Raw genomic sequence first — 13421 nt, forward strand, 5'->3', positions numbered from 1 at the left:
TTTTCGTGGCACGGTAACCGACACGGTAGCCGACACGGTCGAACCCAGGGTCGCCGAGTAGGAACGGGGGTAGGACAGCGGGTGGGTACGCGACACGGTCGAACCCAGGGTCGTCGAGTAGGAACGGGGGTAGGACAGCGGGTGGGTTCGCGACACGGCCGAACCCAGGGTCGCCGAGTAGGAACGCGACACGGTCCAACCGACGGACACTGTCGACTTGCGCTCCAGTAGTCGAAATAGTACGATTAATCTAACACTAAAGGGGGATGCATCTCATGAAACAATTCATCGTTTGGCTAATCATTCTCATCCTCCTGTTCATCACGGTCTTTGTCTACAACGACCAAATCAGCAGTGTACCCCTTCTGATTCTCGCCTTTTTTCTCTTTGGTGTAGGCTTCTACATTTTGCGCACGAAAAAAAAGACAAAGTGATAGTGGAAATCTTCCGCTAATATGGGTACAATGAAAGGTATGCAAACGGAACCAGAAAGGACGTTGACCGAATGAATTTTCGTGAGATGACGAAAGAGCAATTACAAGAAGAATCCCTAATTAACCTAGCATTCGCTATTTTAACTGACCGTCGTGAAGCACTTGACTTAGGAGATCTATTTCAAGCCATTCAAGACGTAACAGGATATACAGACGCTCAAATGGAAACGAAAAAACTGCAATTCTATACAGACATGAACATCGATGGCCGCTTCCTGGCGACATCCGAATACAAATGGGGCCTTCGTGAATGGTACCCAGTCGACACGATCGAAGAAGAGTCTGCGCCAACGGTTAAAGTCCGCAAGAAGAAAGCGAAAGTAGCAGACGATGAAGACGAAGAAATCATAGAAGACGAAGATGAACTTCTCTATGATGAAGACGAAGAAATCGAAGAACTTATCGATGATGAAGACGAAGACGATGATAAGGACGAAGATGATGACGTGATCGACATTCCGGACGTAGATGTGGACGAAGAAGACATTGATGAAGATTTGATCGAAGCAGATGACGAGTTTGAGATTGATGATGAAGGTGACGTGGAAGAAGATGAGGAAGAAGAACTGTAATTCATCCTTGACTTATTTGGCAAATCGCTATACGATTTAATTGGGCTCTCTAAAAGAGACAACAACCAATGTGCATAATGCGCTCCCCTGCAATACAGCAGGAGGGCGCTTTTTTTGTTTGATGGAGATCGGACTCCATCGTTCATAGATAAAGACATTTCCTGTATTCCTATCGGAACGCAAGATATGTCTTTTCCGTTTTTCAAGAACTATTCCGGCAATTCAATCAATAGGAGGAACACACATGACAAAATATATTTTCGTAACAGGCGGCGTTGTTTCGTCACTTGGTAAAGGAATCACGGCAGCATCCCTTGGACGTCTACTCAAAAATCGCGGACTGAGCATTACTATCCAAAAGTTTGACCCCTACATCAACATCGATCCAGGTACGATGAGCCCGTACCAACACGGAGAAGTATTTGTAACGGATGACGGTGCGGAAACGGATCTTGATCTTGGGCACTACGAGCGTTTCATCGACATCAACTTGAACAAATACTCGAACATCACGACTGGGAAAGTCTACTCGTCTGTCCTTCGCAAAGAGCGTCGCGGCGATTACAACGGTGGAACAGTTCAAGTGATTCCGCACATTACCAACGAAATCAAAGAACGCCTATATCTTGCTGCGCGTGAAACACAAGCAGACATCGTCATCACAGAAATCGGTGGAACAGTAGGGGATATCGAATCTCTTCCATTCCTTGAGTCGATCCGTCAAATGAAACGTGACGTCGGTAGTGAAAACGTCATGTACATTCACGTGACGCTTCTTCCCTACATCAGTGCAGCAGGCGAAATGAAAACGAAACCGACACAACACTCAGTCAAAGAACTGCGTTCACTTGGTATCCAACCAAACGTCATTGTCGTGCGTTCAGAAGCGCCAGTGCCACAAGACATGAAAGACAAAATTGCTCTTTTCTGTGACATCAAACCGGAAGAGGTCATCGAAGCGCTCGATGCAGAATCTTTATACGAAATCCCGCTTCATTTACAAGAGCAAAATTTAGATCAAATCGTACTTGACCACTTCAAGCTGGAGAACAAAGAGGCAGACATGAGTGACTGGAAAGATCTTGTGTCACTTGTAAAAGGACTTTCGAGCAAAGTCAAAATCGGCTTAGTAGGTAAATACGTGGAGCTTCCGGACGCGTACATTTCTGTTGTGGAAGCACTGAAACACGCAGGCTATGCATTTGACTCGGACATTGAAATCAAGTGGATCAACGCAGAACATGTGAATGAAGAAAATGTCCAGGAACTGCTTTCCGATGTAGATGGTATCTTGGTTCCTGGCGGATTCGGTGATCGCGGCGTCGAAGGGAAGATTTTAGCTACAAAATATGCGCGTGAAAACAGCGTTCCGTTCTTAGGGATTTGTCTAGGAATGCAGTTGGCAACAATTGAATTTGCTCGTTCGATCTTAAAGCTTGAAGGCGCACATTCTACTGAATTAAACCCGGAAACGCCACATAGCATCATCGACTTGCTTCCGGAACAAAAAGACGTGGAAGACCTCGGCGGAACGCTTCGTCTGGGACTGTATCCATGTAAGTTGAAACCAGGCTCGAAAGCACGCGAAGCGTACGGTGAGGACCTCGTGTATGAGCGTCACCGTCACCGTTATGAGTTCAATAACGAATTCCGTGAAGCGTTTGAACAACAAGGTTTCTCTTTCTCTGGAACAAGCCCGGATGGCCGCTTGGTCGAAATCATCGAACTTCCGGAGCACCCGTTCTTCTTGGCATCTCAGTTCCACCCAGAGTTCGTCTCACGCCCAACGCGCCCTCAGCCGTTGTTCCGTGAGTTCATTCGTGCCTCTGTCGACGCACGTGAATCGAAATAAATGAAATGAATATTTAGTCTAACTAGCAACTGATTTTTCAGTTGAAATGAGGACAAAAAAAGACCCGTTGCATCTGAGGAGAACACTCAGACACCACGGGTCTTTTTATGTCATCTATTGTTGAAAACTAATTTTCGATTAAACCATAAATTCCTAAAGATTTTTCTCCGGAAGATGTTGAGCCTATTCCCAATCCTCCGTCATCTCACGTACGCTAAGAAGCACGGCTTCGTAAATGAAGAGGGCGGCGAAGGCGTACGGCAGGACGACACGGTCGCCGGTGTCGGTTGGGAGTAACCCTTTTGAGATGTCAACGGAGACGTATGTGTATGCGAGGTCAGCAAGTGGATTGGTCTCGTCGGGCTTATCAGCCGTCAATGCGCTGAAGGGGATGAACGAATCGGCGAGTGACTGCGCAAGCGATAGCGCTTCCGGGTGGGTGGCATGGGTAGTTAAAATCCATACGCGGTCTGCGGATGTAACGTCTGTGTTGCGAGTCCATTTCGCAAGGCGCGGGAAAAGTCCAGATGCCTCGGCGTTTGCATAAACGGCATCCATCTCACCGAATGTGGCGAAGTAGATAGTGCCTTCGCCAGCCGCTGCCTGGGCGAGGAGTCGGGCGGTTTCTTCGATGGATTCTTCCTGTGAACCGGCAATGCGCTGCAGGAGGCCGGATAGTTGTGTCGTTAACATTTTCATTGTAATTTCACCTCTTCGGAAAGTATACAAAAGAGCAGGGCTTTTATACAACTTTTGTATACGATTTAAGGTATTTTGGCTTATTTGTCGAAAGAAAAAGTGTGAAAAAGTATTGTTTTTCCATGGCAAACAATGGATAATTACTGTAGAGGTCTTTTAAAAATTTGGAAGACAAAGGAGAAATGACAGATGTCACACTTACTGATTGTCGATGATCAAGCGGGGATACGCATGTTGTTGCAGGAAGTCTTTGAACAATCGGGGTATGAAGTCACGGTCGCAGCAAATGGGGAGGAGGCACTAAAGGTCTTTGCTACACAAAATATTGATGGGGTATTGCTTGATATGAAAATTCCAGGGATGAACGGGATTGAGATTTTAAAACGAATGAAATTGTCGGAACGTGATGTACCGGTGATGATGATGACAGCTTACGGGGAATTAAACTTGATGGAGAAGGCGCGAGAACTTGGCGCGACGCTTTATTTCACAAAACCGTTTGATATATTTAAAGTACGTGACGCCGTACTGGAAGAAGTCGAGGTGTCGTAGAGGGAAGGTGTGGAAAACCACGCCTTTTTTTGTTACACTGATGGGTAGATAGCTTGCACGAACAAAAACTCGCTATCATCATGTAGAGGAGGTCCATTCATGGCATTAGAATCAATGAAAGACATGCTTGAAAAAGGCAAACGAGAAGGCTATGCAGTTGGGCAATTTAATATTAACAACCTTGAATATACACAAGCAATCTTACAAGCGGCAGAAGAGGAAAAATCTCCTGTCATCTTAGGTGTTTCAGAAGGCGCAGCGCGCTACATGGGCGGCTTTAACACAGTCGTACATATGGTCAAAGGTCTGATGAAGGATTATGGCACGACAGTTCCTGTAGCGATCCACTTAGATCACGGCTCAAGTTTCGATAAATGTAAAGAAGCAATTGACGCTGGATTCACATCGGTCATGATCGATGCGTCTCACCATGAGTTTGAAGAGAATGTAGAAATCACGTCTAAAGTGGTTGAATACGCACATGCTAATGGCGTTTCTGTAGAAGCAGAACTTGGCACAGTGGGCGGACAAGAAGACGATATCGTAGCAGATGGCGTCATCTACGCGGATCCAAAAGAGTGTGAAGAGCTTGTGAAGCGTACGAACATCGACTTCCTTGCACCTGCACTAGGCTCCGTTCACGGACCGTACAAAGGGGAACCAAACCTTGGTTTTGCAGAGATGGAAGAAATATCGAAACTTGCGGACCTACCACTTGTTTTACACGGTGGAACAGGAATCCCAACAAAAGACATTAAACGTGCGATCTCGCTTGGAACAGCGAAAATCAACGTCAATACAGAAAACCAAATTGCAGGGACACAAGCGGTTCGCGACTTCTTGAATGCGGACGCGAATCAGTATGACCCACGCAAATACTTAACACCAATGCGCGATGCGATCAAGCAAACTGTGCAAGGTAAAATGCGCGAATTCGGAAGTTCAGGGAAAGCGTAACGCAACCTGATCGTCCAAAGTACAGTCTACACATTTACGGGAGAAGCGGCTGCTTCTCCCATTTCACTAATTGGAGGAACCAAATCTTATGAAATTTTTCATTGATACAGCGAATTTTGACGAAATCAAAGAAGCCCACTCATGGGGCATTATCGACGGTGTCACAACGAACCCGTCTCTAGTTGCAAAGGAAAACATCTCTTTCCACGACCGTTTGCGTGAAATCACAGCACTAGTCGACGGTTCTGTTTCTGCAGAAGTAATCGCGTTAGATGCAGAAGGCATGATCAAAGAAGGTCGCGAGTTAGCTGCAATCGCACCAAATATTACTGTAAAACTTCCAATGACGCCAGAAGGCTTAAAAGCATGTTCGGTGTTCCGTGCAGAAGGTATTAAAACGAACGTGACACTTATCTTCAGTGCGAACCAAGCATTGATGGCAGCTCGTGCAGGCGCGACATATGTGTCGCCGTTCTTAGGTCGCTTAGATGATATCGGTCATGACGGGATGGAATTGATTGCGAAAATCTCAGACATCTTTACGATTCACGACATCGATACAGAAATCATTGCCGCATCGATCCGTCACCCACAACACATCACGGATGCAGCACTGAACGGTGCACACATTTCGACTACACCATTTAAAGTCTTGCAACAACTCTTCAATCACCCTCTCACTGACAAAGGGATTGAAGCATTCTTGAACGACTGGAACAACCGACAATCGAAGTAGGTGTCAATATGGATGTATATAAAATCAAAGGCGGCAATCGTTTAAAAGGGACCATCAAAGTCAGTGGTGCCAAGAACAGTGCGGTGGCATTAATTCCCGCAACCCTTTTAGCCGATTCCCCTGTTTCTATTGAAGGTCTTCCAGAAATTGCGGACGTCTACATCTTAAAAGAAATTTTAGAAGAACTCGGCGCGGAAGTGACATTTGAAGATGGCACGATGACCGTGGATCCGACAAACGTCCAGGACATGGCATTGCCAAACGGCAATATTAAAAAACTGCGTGCCTCGTATTATTTGATGGGCGCGATGCTAGGTAAATTTGGTCACGCAGCGATCGGGCTTCCAGGTGGATGTCACCTAGGACCTCGTCCGATCGATCAGCACATCAAAGGCTTTGAAGCGCTTGGTGCGAAAGTGACGAACGAACACGGAGCGATTTATTTACGTGCAGAACAACTCGAAGGTACGAAAGTGTACCTTGACGTAGTCAGCGTAGGCGCAACAATTAACATCATGCTTGCCGCGGTCCGTGCAAACGGTCGTACAATTATTGAAAACGCGGCGAAAGAACCGGAAATCATTGATGTTGCGACACTTCTATCAAATATGGGTGCGAACATCAAGGGCGCCGGTACGAATATTATCCGGATTGAAGGCGTTGATGCACTTCACGGGACAAAGCATACAATCATACCGGACCGAATCGAAGCAGGAACGTTCATGATCATGGCAGCGCTCATTGGAGACGGCATCACGATTGATAACGTCATCCCACTTCACTTAGAAGCGTTAACAGCAAAGCTTCAAGAAATGGGCGTCACGGTGGAGGAAGGCGAAGAATCGTTGTTCATTCCACGTGTGGAGAACCTGGAACCTGTCGATGTCAAAACACTCGTCTATCCAGGATTTGCGACCGATCTTCAGCAGCCGTTTACGGTGCTCATGACGCAGGCGGATGGAACGTCGGTCATTACCGATACGATCTATTCCGCGCGTTTCAAGCAAATCGATGAACTGCGCCGCATGAACGCAGACAGTCGAGTGGAAGGCAGTACGGCGATCATTAAAGGGCCGACGCCACTCGAGGCTGCTGTCGTCCGTGCAAGTGACTTACGAGCAGGCGCTGCTCTTGTCTTAGCAGGTTTACTCGCAGACGGGGAAACGGAAGTGCACGATATTTACCATATCGAGCGTGGCTACGGCAAGTTGATTGAAAAACTGACGGGTCTCGGGGCGGATATCCGACGTGTCAAGTTAGAACCTGTCGAAATTGACAATGCAGATACACGTAACTAGTGGTACAATAAAACAGGTTTATACACGGCAGGAGGAGAAACGATGGAACGAAGTTTATCAATGGAACTCGTACGTGTCACAGAAGCGGCGGCAATTGCGTCATCTCGCTGGATGGGACGCGGATTAAAAAATGAAGCAGACGACGCAGCGACAACAGCGATGCGTTCGGTCTTTGACACCATTCCTATGGAAGGCGTTGTCGTCATCGGTGAAGGTGAAATGGACGAAGCCCCAATGCTCTATATCGGAGAAAAATTGGGTCTTGGAACAGGGGGACCTCAAGTTGACGTCGCAGTGGATCCATTAGAAGGTACCAATATTGTCGCGTCTGGCGGCTGGAACGCCTTAGCGGTGCTGGCAATCGCAGACCGTGGCAACTTGCTTCACGCACCGGATATGTACATGGACAAATTAGCAGTCGGCCCGGAAGCGGTCGGACTTGTTGATATCGATGCACCGGTCATTGATAACCTACGTGCGGTCGCCCGTGCAAAAAATAAAGATATTCAAGATGTTGTAGCGACAATCTTGAACCGTCCACGTCACCAACAAATCATTGACGAGATCCGTGCGTCTGGCGCGCGTATCAAACTGATCAATGATGGGGACGTTGCAGGAGCTATCAATACAGCATTTGACGAAACAGGTGTCGACATTCTCTTCGGAATGGGCGGGGCTCCGGAAGGCGTTATCGCGGCAGTCGGCCTCAAGTGTCTTGGCGGAGAAATCCAAGGACGCTTAGTTCCTCATGAAGAAGGAGAACTTGAGCGCTGCATCAAGATGGGTATCGATGTGAACAAAGTGCTTCGTATGGAAGACCTCGTTCGCGGAGACGACGCGATCTTCACGGCAACTGGCGTTACAGACGGTGAACTTCTTCGCGGCGTGCAGTTCAAAGGTTCCTACGCAGAAACACATACAATTGTTATGCGTGCGAAATCGGGAACCGTACGATTTGTAGAAGGTCGTCACAGTTTGAAGAAAAAGCCGAATCTTGTGCTTTAATCTAGATGTGGAGCCACCTGCTCCAGAAATGCCGAGAAAATCAGGCGGATCCAATGAGGCGTACTTTGCCTCAGTGGATGCGAATGATTTTGGAGTGTATTTCTAGGTGGTACAACTCGATACCGATTAAAAACGAACGCAATATCATGAATCCTCGTGAAAATCCCTCCCTTTCCGGAGCGAGCCTCCTCGAGCCTCCTCGTGGTTACCCAAAGCTTGCGCTTTGCTCCCCACTGTGGGGTCTCGTGAATCCTCTGATGCTCCAGGAGTCTCGGGATTTTCACTCTGATTCATTCTCTTTTGTCTTACAATAAGACTTTTCTTTTGTATGAGCTAGCCACGGAAGCCAAACTCTTAGCTCAATCCTATTTGTAAAGCCAAGAATTCTACCTCCTATTATTCAGCTTCTCTTACTCTTCTTCCTTATGAAAATCCCAATTAAAATTTGATAAAGCGTGGTGCCCAAATGACCCAGCATACAATAAATGAACTGGAAAACATGACATTAAAAGAGCTCTATGAGCTTGCGAAAAAATACAAAATTTCTTCCTATAGTAAATTGACGAAAAAAGAATTGATCATCTCAATCATCAAAACACGTGCCGAACAAGAAGGCTTTTTCTTCATGGAAGGCGTACTTGAAATCATCTCATCAGAAGGGTTCGGCTTCTTACGTCCGATCAACTACTCACCGAGTTCAGAGGACATCTACATTTCGGCGTCTCAAATCCGTCGTTTTGACCTTCGTAACGGAGATAAAGTAACCGGCAAAGTACGTCCACCTAAAGAAAGTGAACGATACTACGGACTTCTACACGTGGAACTCGTGAACGGCGAAGATCCGGAAACGGCGAAAGAACGCGTCCACTTCCCAGCACTGACACCACTGTATCCGGACCGTCATATTAAACTCGAAACGACACCAAACGCGTTGTCGACACGTATTATGGATCTTGTTGCACCAGTAGGTTTCGGTCAACGTGGCCTGATCGTTGCCCCTCCTAAAGCCGGAAAGACGATGCTCTTAAAAGAAATTGCGAACGCAATTACAACGAATCACCCGGAAGCGGAGCTCATTGTACTATTGATCGATGAGCGTCCGGAAGAAGTAACGGACATCGAGCGTTCTGTAGATGCGGACGTCGTTTCTTCGACATTTGATGAAGTCCCAGAAAATCACGTCAAAGTGACGGAACTGGTACTTGAACGTGCGATGCGGCTTGTCGAACACAAGCGCGACGTCATCATCTTGATGGACTCGATCACACGTCTCGCAAGAGCGTACAACTTAGTCATTCCACCAAGCGGTCGTACACTTTCAGGTGGTATCGACCCAGCTGCATTCCACCGTCCAAAGCGTTTCTTTGGAGCAGCTCGCAACATCGAAGAAGGCGGAAGCTTGACGATTCTGGCAACTGCGTTAGTCGACACAGGCTCTCGTATGGATGAAGTGATTTACGAAGAGTTCAAAGGTACAGGGAACTTGGAGCTTCACTTAGACCGTCAACTCGCCGAACGCCGTATTTTCCCAGCCCTCGACATTCGTCGTTCAGGGACGCGAAAAGAAGACTTGCTCATTCCAAAAGAGCAGCTCGACAAGCTATGGGCGATTCGCAAAACGTTCTCAGATTCGCCAGACTTCACGGAGCGTTTCATGCGCAAGCTGAAGCAAACGAAAGACAACGATGCGTTCTTCCAACAGCTGGCTGATGAGATGAAGGCGCATAAGGCGAACAAGGCATCATTATAGAAGTTTTTTTCAAACCAACTGCTTGCCCTTGCCTGAAGAATATGGTATTCTATACGTTGTAAGTTTACCTTTATCTGCTGCATATGTAGCTGGCGAGACGGGCTATGTAAGGCATCAGTTTTGATAACCAACTCTGTTCCAGATGGTTCAGGGCGAGAGGAGAGAAATTAGATGAAATCAGGAATTCATCCAGACTACAAAGAAGCAACAGTAACTTGTTCATGTGGGAACTCATTCAAAACAGGTTCTGTAAAAGAAAACATCAACGTCGAGTTCTGCAGCGAATGTCACCCATTCTACACAGGACGTCAGAAGTTCGCAGCAGCGGATGGTCGTGTTGATCGCTTCAACAAAAAATACGGTCTTAAAGAAGAGCAACAAAACTAAGAACCTAAATACCTGTGGGGCATACGCCTTACAGGTATTTTTTTAGAGATAGATGTGGAACCGCCTGCTCCAGAAACTCCGAGAAAATCAGGCGTGTCCAAAGAGGCGTTCTTTGCCTCTATGGATGCGAATGATTTTGGAGTGTGTTTCTAGGCGGTGCAACTCGAAAATGCTAGATACAAAAAGATGTGGAACCGCCTGCTCCAGAAACTACTTCATTTAACCTATAAAAAGAGGGGTACATAGACTGAATGGCACAACTATTTTTCAAACACGGCGCAATGAACAGCGGAAAATCGATTGAAATTTTGAAAGTGGCGCATAACTACGAAGAGCAAAACAAACAAGTGATTATCTTCACACCAGCCATCGATACGCGCGATGATGTAGGTACGGTGGCTAGCCGTATCGGACTAAAGCGCAAGGCGATTCCGGTGTATAATGAGACAAATTTGTTTGACTATGTGAAAAATCAAGACGAGCGTATTTACTGTGTGCTCATTGACGAAGTGCAATTCATTAGCAAAGAACATGTGCTGCAACTCACACAGATTGTTGATGAGCTGAACATTCCGGTCATGGGCTTTGGTTTGAAAAATGACTTCATGAATGAATTGTTTGAAGGCAGCCGCTATATGTTGACCTATGCAGATAAAATTGAAGAAATGAAAACGATTTGCTGGTTCTGTCATCGAAAAGCAACGATGAATCTGCGCGTCGATGAACACAAAAAACCTGTTCGCACAGGCGCTCAAATCGTAATTGGTGGCAACGACAGCTACTACCCAGTATGCAGGAAGTGTCATGCCAATCCGCCACTCTAGCTAGATGTGAAGAACGCTCGTTCAGAAATTCCGAGAAAATCAGGCGGACTCGTGAGGCGCTCTTTGCCTCTACGAGGGCGAATGATTTTAGACCAGTCACTGTTCGCGTATACGCAACACGATTCAATATGTTTATGAAAATTGATTACGATTGTAAGAGAGTGAATTGGCCCAAAACCGAAGACTTCTAGAGGATCAGAGTGCATCGGAGACCCCACAGTGGGGAGCAAAGCGCAAGCTTTGGGTAACCACGAGGAGGCTTCGGTGTGCTCCCTCAGAAAAGCGAAGGTTTTGGGACAATTTACGATATTCCAACAACCAAAGAAACGAGGTGTCCCAATGTTTGATCGCTTGCAAGCGGTAGAAGACCGCTACGACAAATTAAATGAAATGCTATCCGATCCGGATATTGTCAACAACACAGACAAGCTTCGTCAGTATTCCAAAGAGCAATCCGACCTGCAAGAAACGGTCGATGCCTACCGAGAATACAAAGCCGCGAAAGAGCAATTAGCTGAAGCAAAAGAAATGCTTGATGATAAGCTCGACGCAGACATGCGCGAGATGGTCAAAGAAGAAGTGAATGAACTCGAAAAGCAGATCGGTGCGCTTGAAGACCGCCTACACGTCCTCCTCATTCCGAAAGACCCGAACGACGACAAGAACGTCATCATGGAGATTCGCGGAGCAGCGGGTGGCGATGAGGCAGCGTTGTTTGCCGGAAGTCTATTCCGCATGTACAGTCGTTACGCAGAGACGAATGGCTGGAAAATCGATATCATGGACTCTTCACCGACGGGCCTTGGTGGATTTAAAGAGATCGTCTTTATGATTGCCGGAAACGGCGCCTTCTCGAAATTGAAGTATGAAAACGGGGCGCACCGCGTACAACGTGTTCCAGAAACTGAGTCAGGTGGTCGCATTCATACCTCGACGGCAACCGTTGCGTGTCTTCCGGAAGTGGAAGAAGTGGACGTTGAGATTCATGACAAAGACATTCGCTTTGATGCATATGCCTCTTCAGGGGCCGGTGGGCAATCTGTAAATACAACGATGTCTGCGGTTCGTTTGACGCACATTCCTACAAACACCGTAGTGACATGTCAGGACGAAAAATCGCAGATCAAGAACAAAGAGAAAGCGATGAAAGTTCTTCGTGCACGTGTGGCGGACAAGTACCGTCAAGAAGCACAAGCAGAATACGACGCAGTTCGTAAGTCTGCAGTGGGTACAGGTGACCGTTCTGAGCGTATTCGTACGTACAATTTCCCGCAAAACCGTGTCACAGATCACCGCATCGGCTTGACGATTCAAAAACTCGACCAGATCATGGAAGGGAAACTCGATGAAGTCATCGAGGCATTGATCATCGAAGACCAAGCGGAAAAGATGGACAAGATGAATGAAAGCACACTTTAATTCCTATCAAGAAGCCCTCGCGTGGGCTTCTTCGTATTTACAGACACGCGGTCGCGAGGAACTGGCGGCACGATTTTTCCTGCAGGACATAAGTGAGCTGAATTATACAGACCTCATGATGTGTCTGCAGGACGAGATGCCGGAAGTCATCCAAACCCGTTTCATAGAAGGAATCGAGGCCATTGGGGAAGGCATGCCCTATCAATATATCGTAGGTAAAGCAGAATTCTACGGACGGCACTTTTTCGTGACGCCCGCAACGCTTATTCCTCGTCCGGAAACGGAAGAACTGATCGAGCAGGTGGTGGCGCGCAAGAAAGCGTTGTTTGGTCAGGCACCTGTGAACCTCGCGGATGTCGGGACAGGAACGGGCTGTATCGCCGTGACGTTAAAGCTGGAGATGCATGAAGCCGATGTGGTGGCGGTGGACATTTCCGGGGAAGCTTTAGAAGTGGCAACTAAAAATGCAGTGAACTTAGGTGCCGACGTGACATTTTTACAAGGGGATTTGACGGCTCCTATAGAAGCGCGCAGTTTGGATGTTTTCGTCTCAAACCCCCCATATATCGCGGAATCGGAAAAGGTGGACATGACCGATACCGTACTCGCGCATGAACCGCATCTCGCGCTGTTCGCAGAGGATGAAGGGCTGTATTTCTATAAACGCATCATCCAGCGCCTTCCGGTCGTGATGAAAGAGAAAGGACTCATCGCCTTTGAAATTGGCTATTTACAAGGTCCGGCGGTGGCTCGTTTGTTACAAGATGCCTTTCCGGAAGCGGTGGTGGACGTCGTGGCAGACTTAAATGGACGAGACCGAATGGTTTTTGCAACTCTTTGAATAGAATAAAAGATTTGGGGTCATGCTGAGGTCAA

The 13421-nt window shown here is 47.1% G+C and carries 14 protein-coding genes; 13 read left to right on the top strand and 1 reads right to left on the bottom strand.

Annotated elements, in window-relative coordinates; genetic code table 11:
• The first annotated feature begins 275 nt into the window (after positions 1-275).
• From ACFO0S_RS03340 to ACFO0S_RS03350, 3 genes are all read left to right on the top strand, one after another.
• Complete coding sequence (locus ACFO0S_RS03340) at positions 276-434, top strand: hypothetical protein (RefSeq protein WP_378140163.1); 159 nt, start codon at positions 276-278, stop codon at positions 432-434.
• Between the two features lie 71 nt (positions 435-505).
• Positions 506-1066, top strand: a complete 561-nt coding sequence (rpoE, locus tag ACFO0S_RS03345; RefSeq protein WP_378140165.1) for a DNA-directed RNA polymerase subunit delta — start codon at positions 506-508, stop codon at positions 1064-1066.
• 244 nt (positions 1067-1310) lie between these two features.
• Positions 1311-2918, top strand: a complete 1608-nt coding sequence (locus tag ACFO0S_RS03350) for a CTP synthase (protein WP_378140167.1) — start codon at positions 1311-1313, stop codon at positions 2916-2918.
• Positions 2919-3101: 183 nt separating this feature from the next.
• Here the strand turns inward: ACFO0S_RS03350 and ACFO0S_RS03355 are convergent, their stop codons facing one another.
• Positions 3102-3647 carry a DUF2529 family protein gene (locus ACFO0S_RS03355; RefSeq protein WP_378140169.1) on the bottom strand — a complete coding sequence of 182 codons (546 nt, stop codon included), beginning with the start codon at positions 3645-3647 and terminating at the stop codon, positions 3102-3104.
• Between the two features lie 159 nt (positions 3648-3806).
• On the opposite strand from ACFO0S_RS03355, the gene ACFO0S_RS03360 reads away from it, so the two are divergent.
• From ACFO0S_RS03360 to prmC, 10 genes are all read left to right on the top strand, one after another.
• Complete coding sequence (locus tag ACFO0S_RS03360) at positions 3807-4169, top strand: response regulator (protein WP_378140171.1); 363 nt, start codon at positions 3807-3809, stop codon at positions 4167-4169.
• A gap of 99 nt (positions 4170-4268) precedes the next feature.
• Positions 4269-5126 carry a class II fructose-bisphosphate aldolase gene (locus ACFO0S_RS03365; RefSeq protein ID WP_378140173.1) on the top strand — a complete coding sequence of 286 codons (858 nt, stop codon included), beginning with the start codon at positions 4269-4271 and terminating at the stop codon, positions 5124-5126.
• Positions 5127-5214: 88 nt separating this feature from the next.
• Positions 5215-5862 carry a fructose-6-phosphate aldolase gene (fsa, locus tag ACFO0S_RS03370; RefSeq protein WP_378140175.1) on the top strand — a complete coding sequence of 216 codons (648 nt, stop codon included), beginning with the start codon at positions 5215-5217 and terminating at the stop codon, positions 5860-5862.
• Positions 5863-5870: 8 nt separating this feature from the next.
• Positions 5871-7160, top strand: a complete 1290-nt coding sequence (locus tag ACFO0S_RS03375; protein WP_378140177.1) for a UDP-N-acetylglucosamine 1-carboxyvinyltransferase — start codon at positions 5871-5873, stop codon at positions 7158-7160.
• A gap of 42 nt (positions 7161-7202) precedes the next feature.
• Positions 7203-8165: a class II fructose-bisphosphatase gene (gene glpX, locus ACFO0S_RS03380; protein ID WP_378140179.1), complete on the top strand. Its 963-nt coding sequence runs from the start codon at positions 7203-7205 to the stop codon at positions 8163-8165.
• A gap of 466 nt (positions 8166-8631) precedes the next feature.
• Positions 8632-9915: a transcription termination factor Rho gene (gene rho / locus ACFO0S_RS03385; protein WP_378140181.1), complete on the top strand. Its 1284-nt coding sequence runs from the start codon at positions 8632-8634 to the stop codon at positions 9913-9915.
• 171 nt (positions 9916-10086) lie between these two features.
• On the top strand, positions 10087-10302 hold the full coding sequence (gene rpmE / locus ACFO0S_RS03390) for a 50S ribosomal protein L31 (protein WP_094943609.1): 216 nt from the start codon (positions 10087-10089) through the stop codon (positions 10300-10302).
• 251 nt (positions 10303-10553) lie between these two features.
• Positions 10554-11126 carry a thymidine kinase gene (locus ACFO0S_RS03395; protein WP_378140184.1) on the top strand — a complete coding sequence of 191 codons (573 nt, stop codon included), beginning with the start codon at positions 10554-10556 and terminating at the stop codon, positions 11124-11126.
• Between the two features lie 339 nt (positions 11127-11465).
• Positions 11466-12545 (top strand): peptide chain release factor 1, encoded by a 1080-nt coding sequence (prfA, locus tag ACFO0S_RS03400; protein ID WP_378140186.1) that lies wholly within the window; start codon positions 11466-11468, stop codon positions 12543-12545.
• Positions 12529-13386 carry a peptide chain release factor N(5)-glutamine methyltransferase gene (gene prmC / locus ACFO0S_RS03405; protein ID WP_378140188.1) on the top strand — a complete coding sequence of 286 codons (858 nt, stop codon included), beginning with the start codon at positions 12529-12531 and terminating at the stop codon, positions 13384-13386. The genes prfA and prmC overlap by 17 nt, the downstream gene beginning before the upstream one ends.
• Positions 13387-13421: the final 35 nt, after the last annotated feature.

The sequence above is a fragment of the Chryseomicrobium palamuruense genome, assembly GCF_042649045.1.
Taxonomy (GTDB): Bacteria; Bacillota; Bacilli; order Bacillales_A; family Planococcaceae; genus Chryseomicrobium; species Chryseomicrobium palamuruense.

Coding starts and splice junctions, on each gene's coding strand:
- ACFO0S_RS03340 (WP_378140163.1), top strand. CDS start 276: ATGAAACAATTCATCGTTTGGCTAATCATTCTCATCCTCCTGTTCATC.
- rpoE (WP_378140165.1), top strand. CDS start 506: ATGAATTTTCGTGAGATGACGAAAGAGCAATTACAAGAAGAATCCCTA.
- ACFO0S_RS03350 (WP_378140167.1), top strand. CDS start 1,311: ATGACAAAATATATTTTCGTAACAGGCGGCGTTGTTTCGTCACTTGGT.
- ACFO0S_RS03360 (WP_378140171.1), top strand. CDS start 3,807: ATGTCACACTTACTGATTGTCGATGATCAAGCGGGGATACGCATGTTG.
- ACFO0S_RS03365 (WP_378140173.1), top strand. CDS start 4,269: ATGGCATTAGAATCAATGAAAGACATGCTTGAAAAAGGCAAACGAGAA.
- fsa (WP_378140175.1), top strand. CDS start 5,215: ATGAAATTTTTCATTGATACAGCGAATTTTGACGAAATCAAAGAAGCC.
- ACFO0S_RS03375 (WP_378140177.1), top strand. CDS start 5,871: ATGGATGTATATAAAATCAAAGGCGGCAATCGTTTAAAAGGGACCATC.
- glpX (WP_378140179.1), top strand. CDS start 7,203: ATGGAACGAAGTTTATCAATGGAACTCGTACGTGTCACAGAAGCGGCG.
- rho (WP_378140181.1), top strand. CDS start 8,632: ATGACCCAGCATACAATAAATGAACTGGAAAACATGACATTAAAAGAG.
- rpmE (WP_094943609.1), top strand. CDS start 10,087: ATGAAATCAGGAATTCATCCAGACTACAAAGAAGCAACAGTAACTTGT.
- ACFO0S_RS03395 (WP_378140184.1), top strand. CDS start 10,554: ATGGCACAACTATTTTTCAAACACGGCGCAATGAACAGCGGAAAATCG.
- prfA (WP_378140186.1), top strand. CDS start 11,466: ATGTTTGATCGCTTGCAAGCGGTAGAAGACCGCTACGACAAATTAAAT.
- prmC (WP_378140188.1), top strand. CDS start 12,529: ATGAAAGCACACTTTAATTCCTATCAAGAAGCCCTCGCGTGGGCTTCT.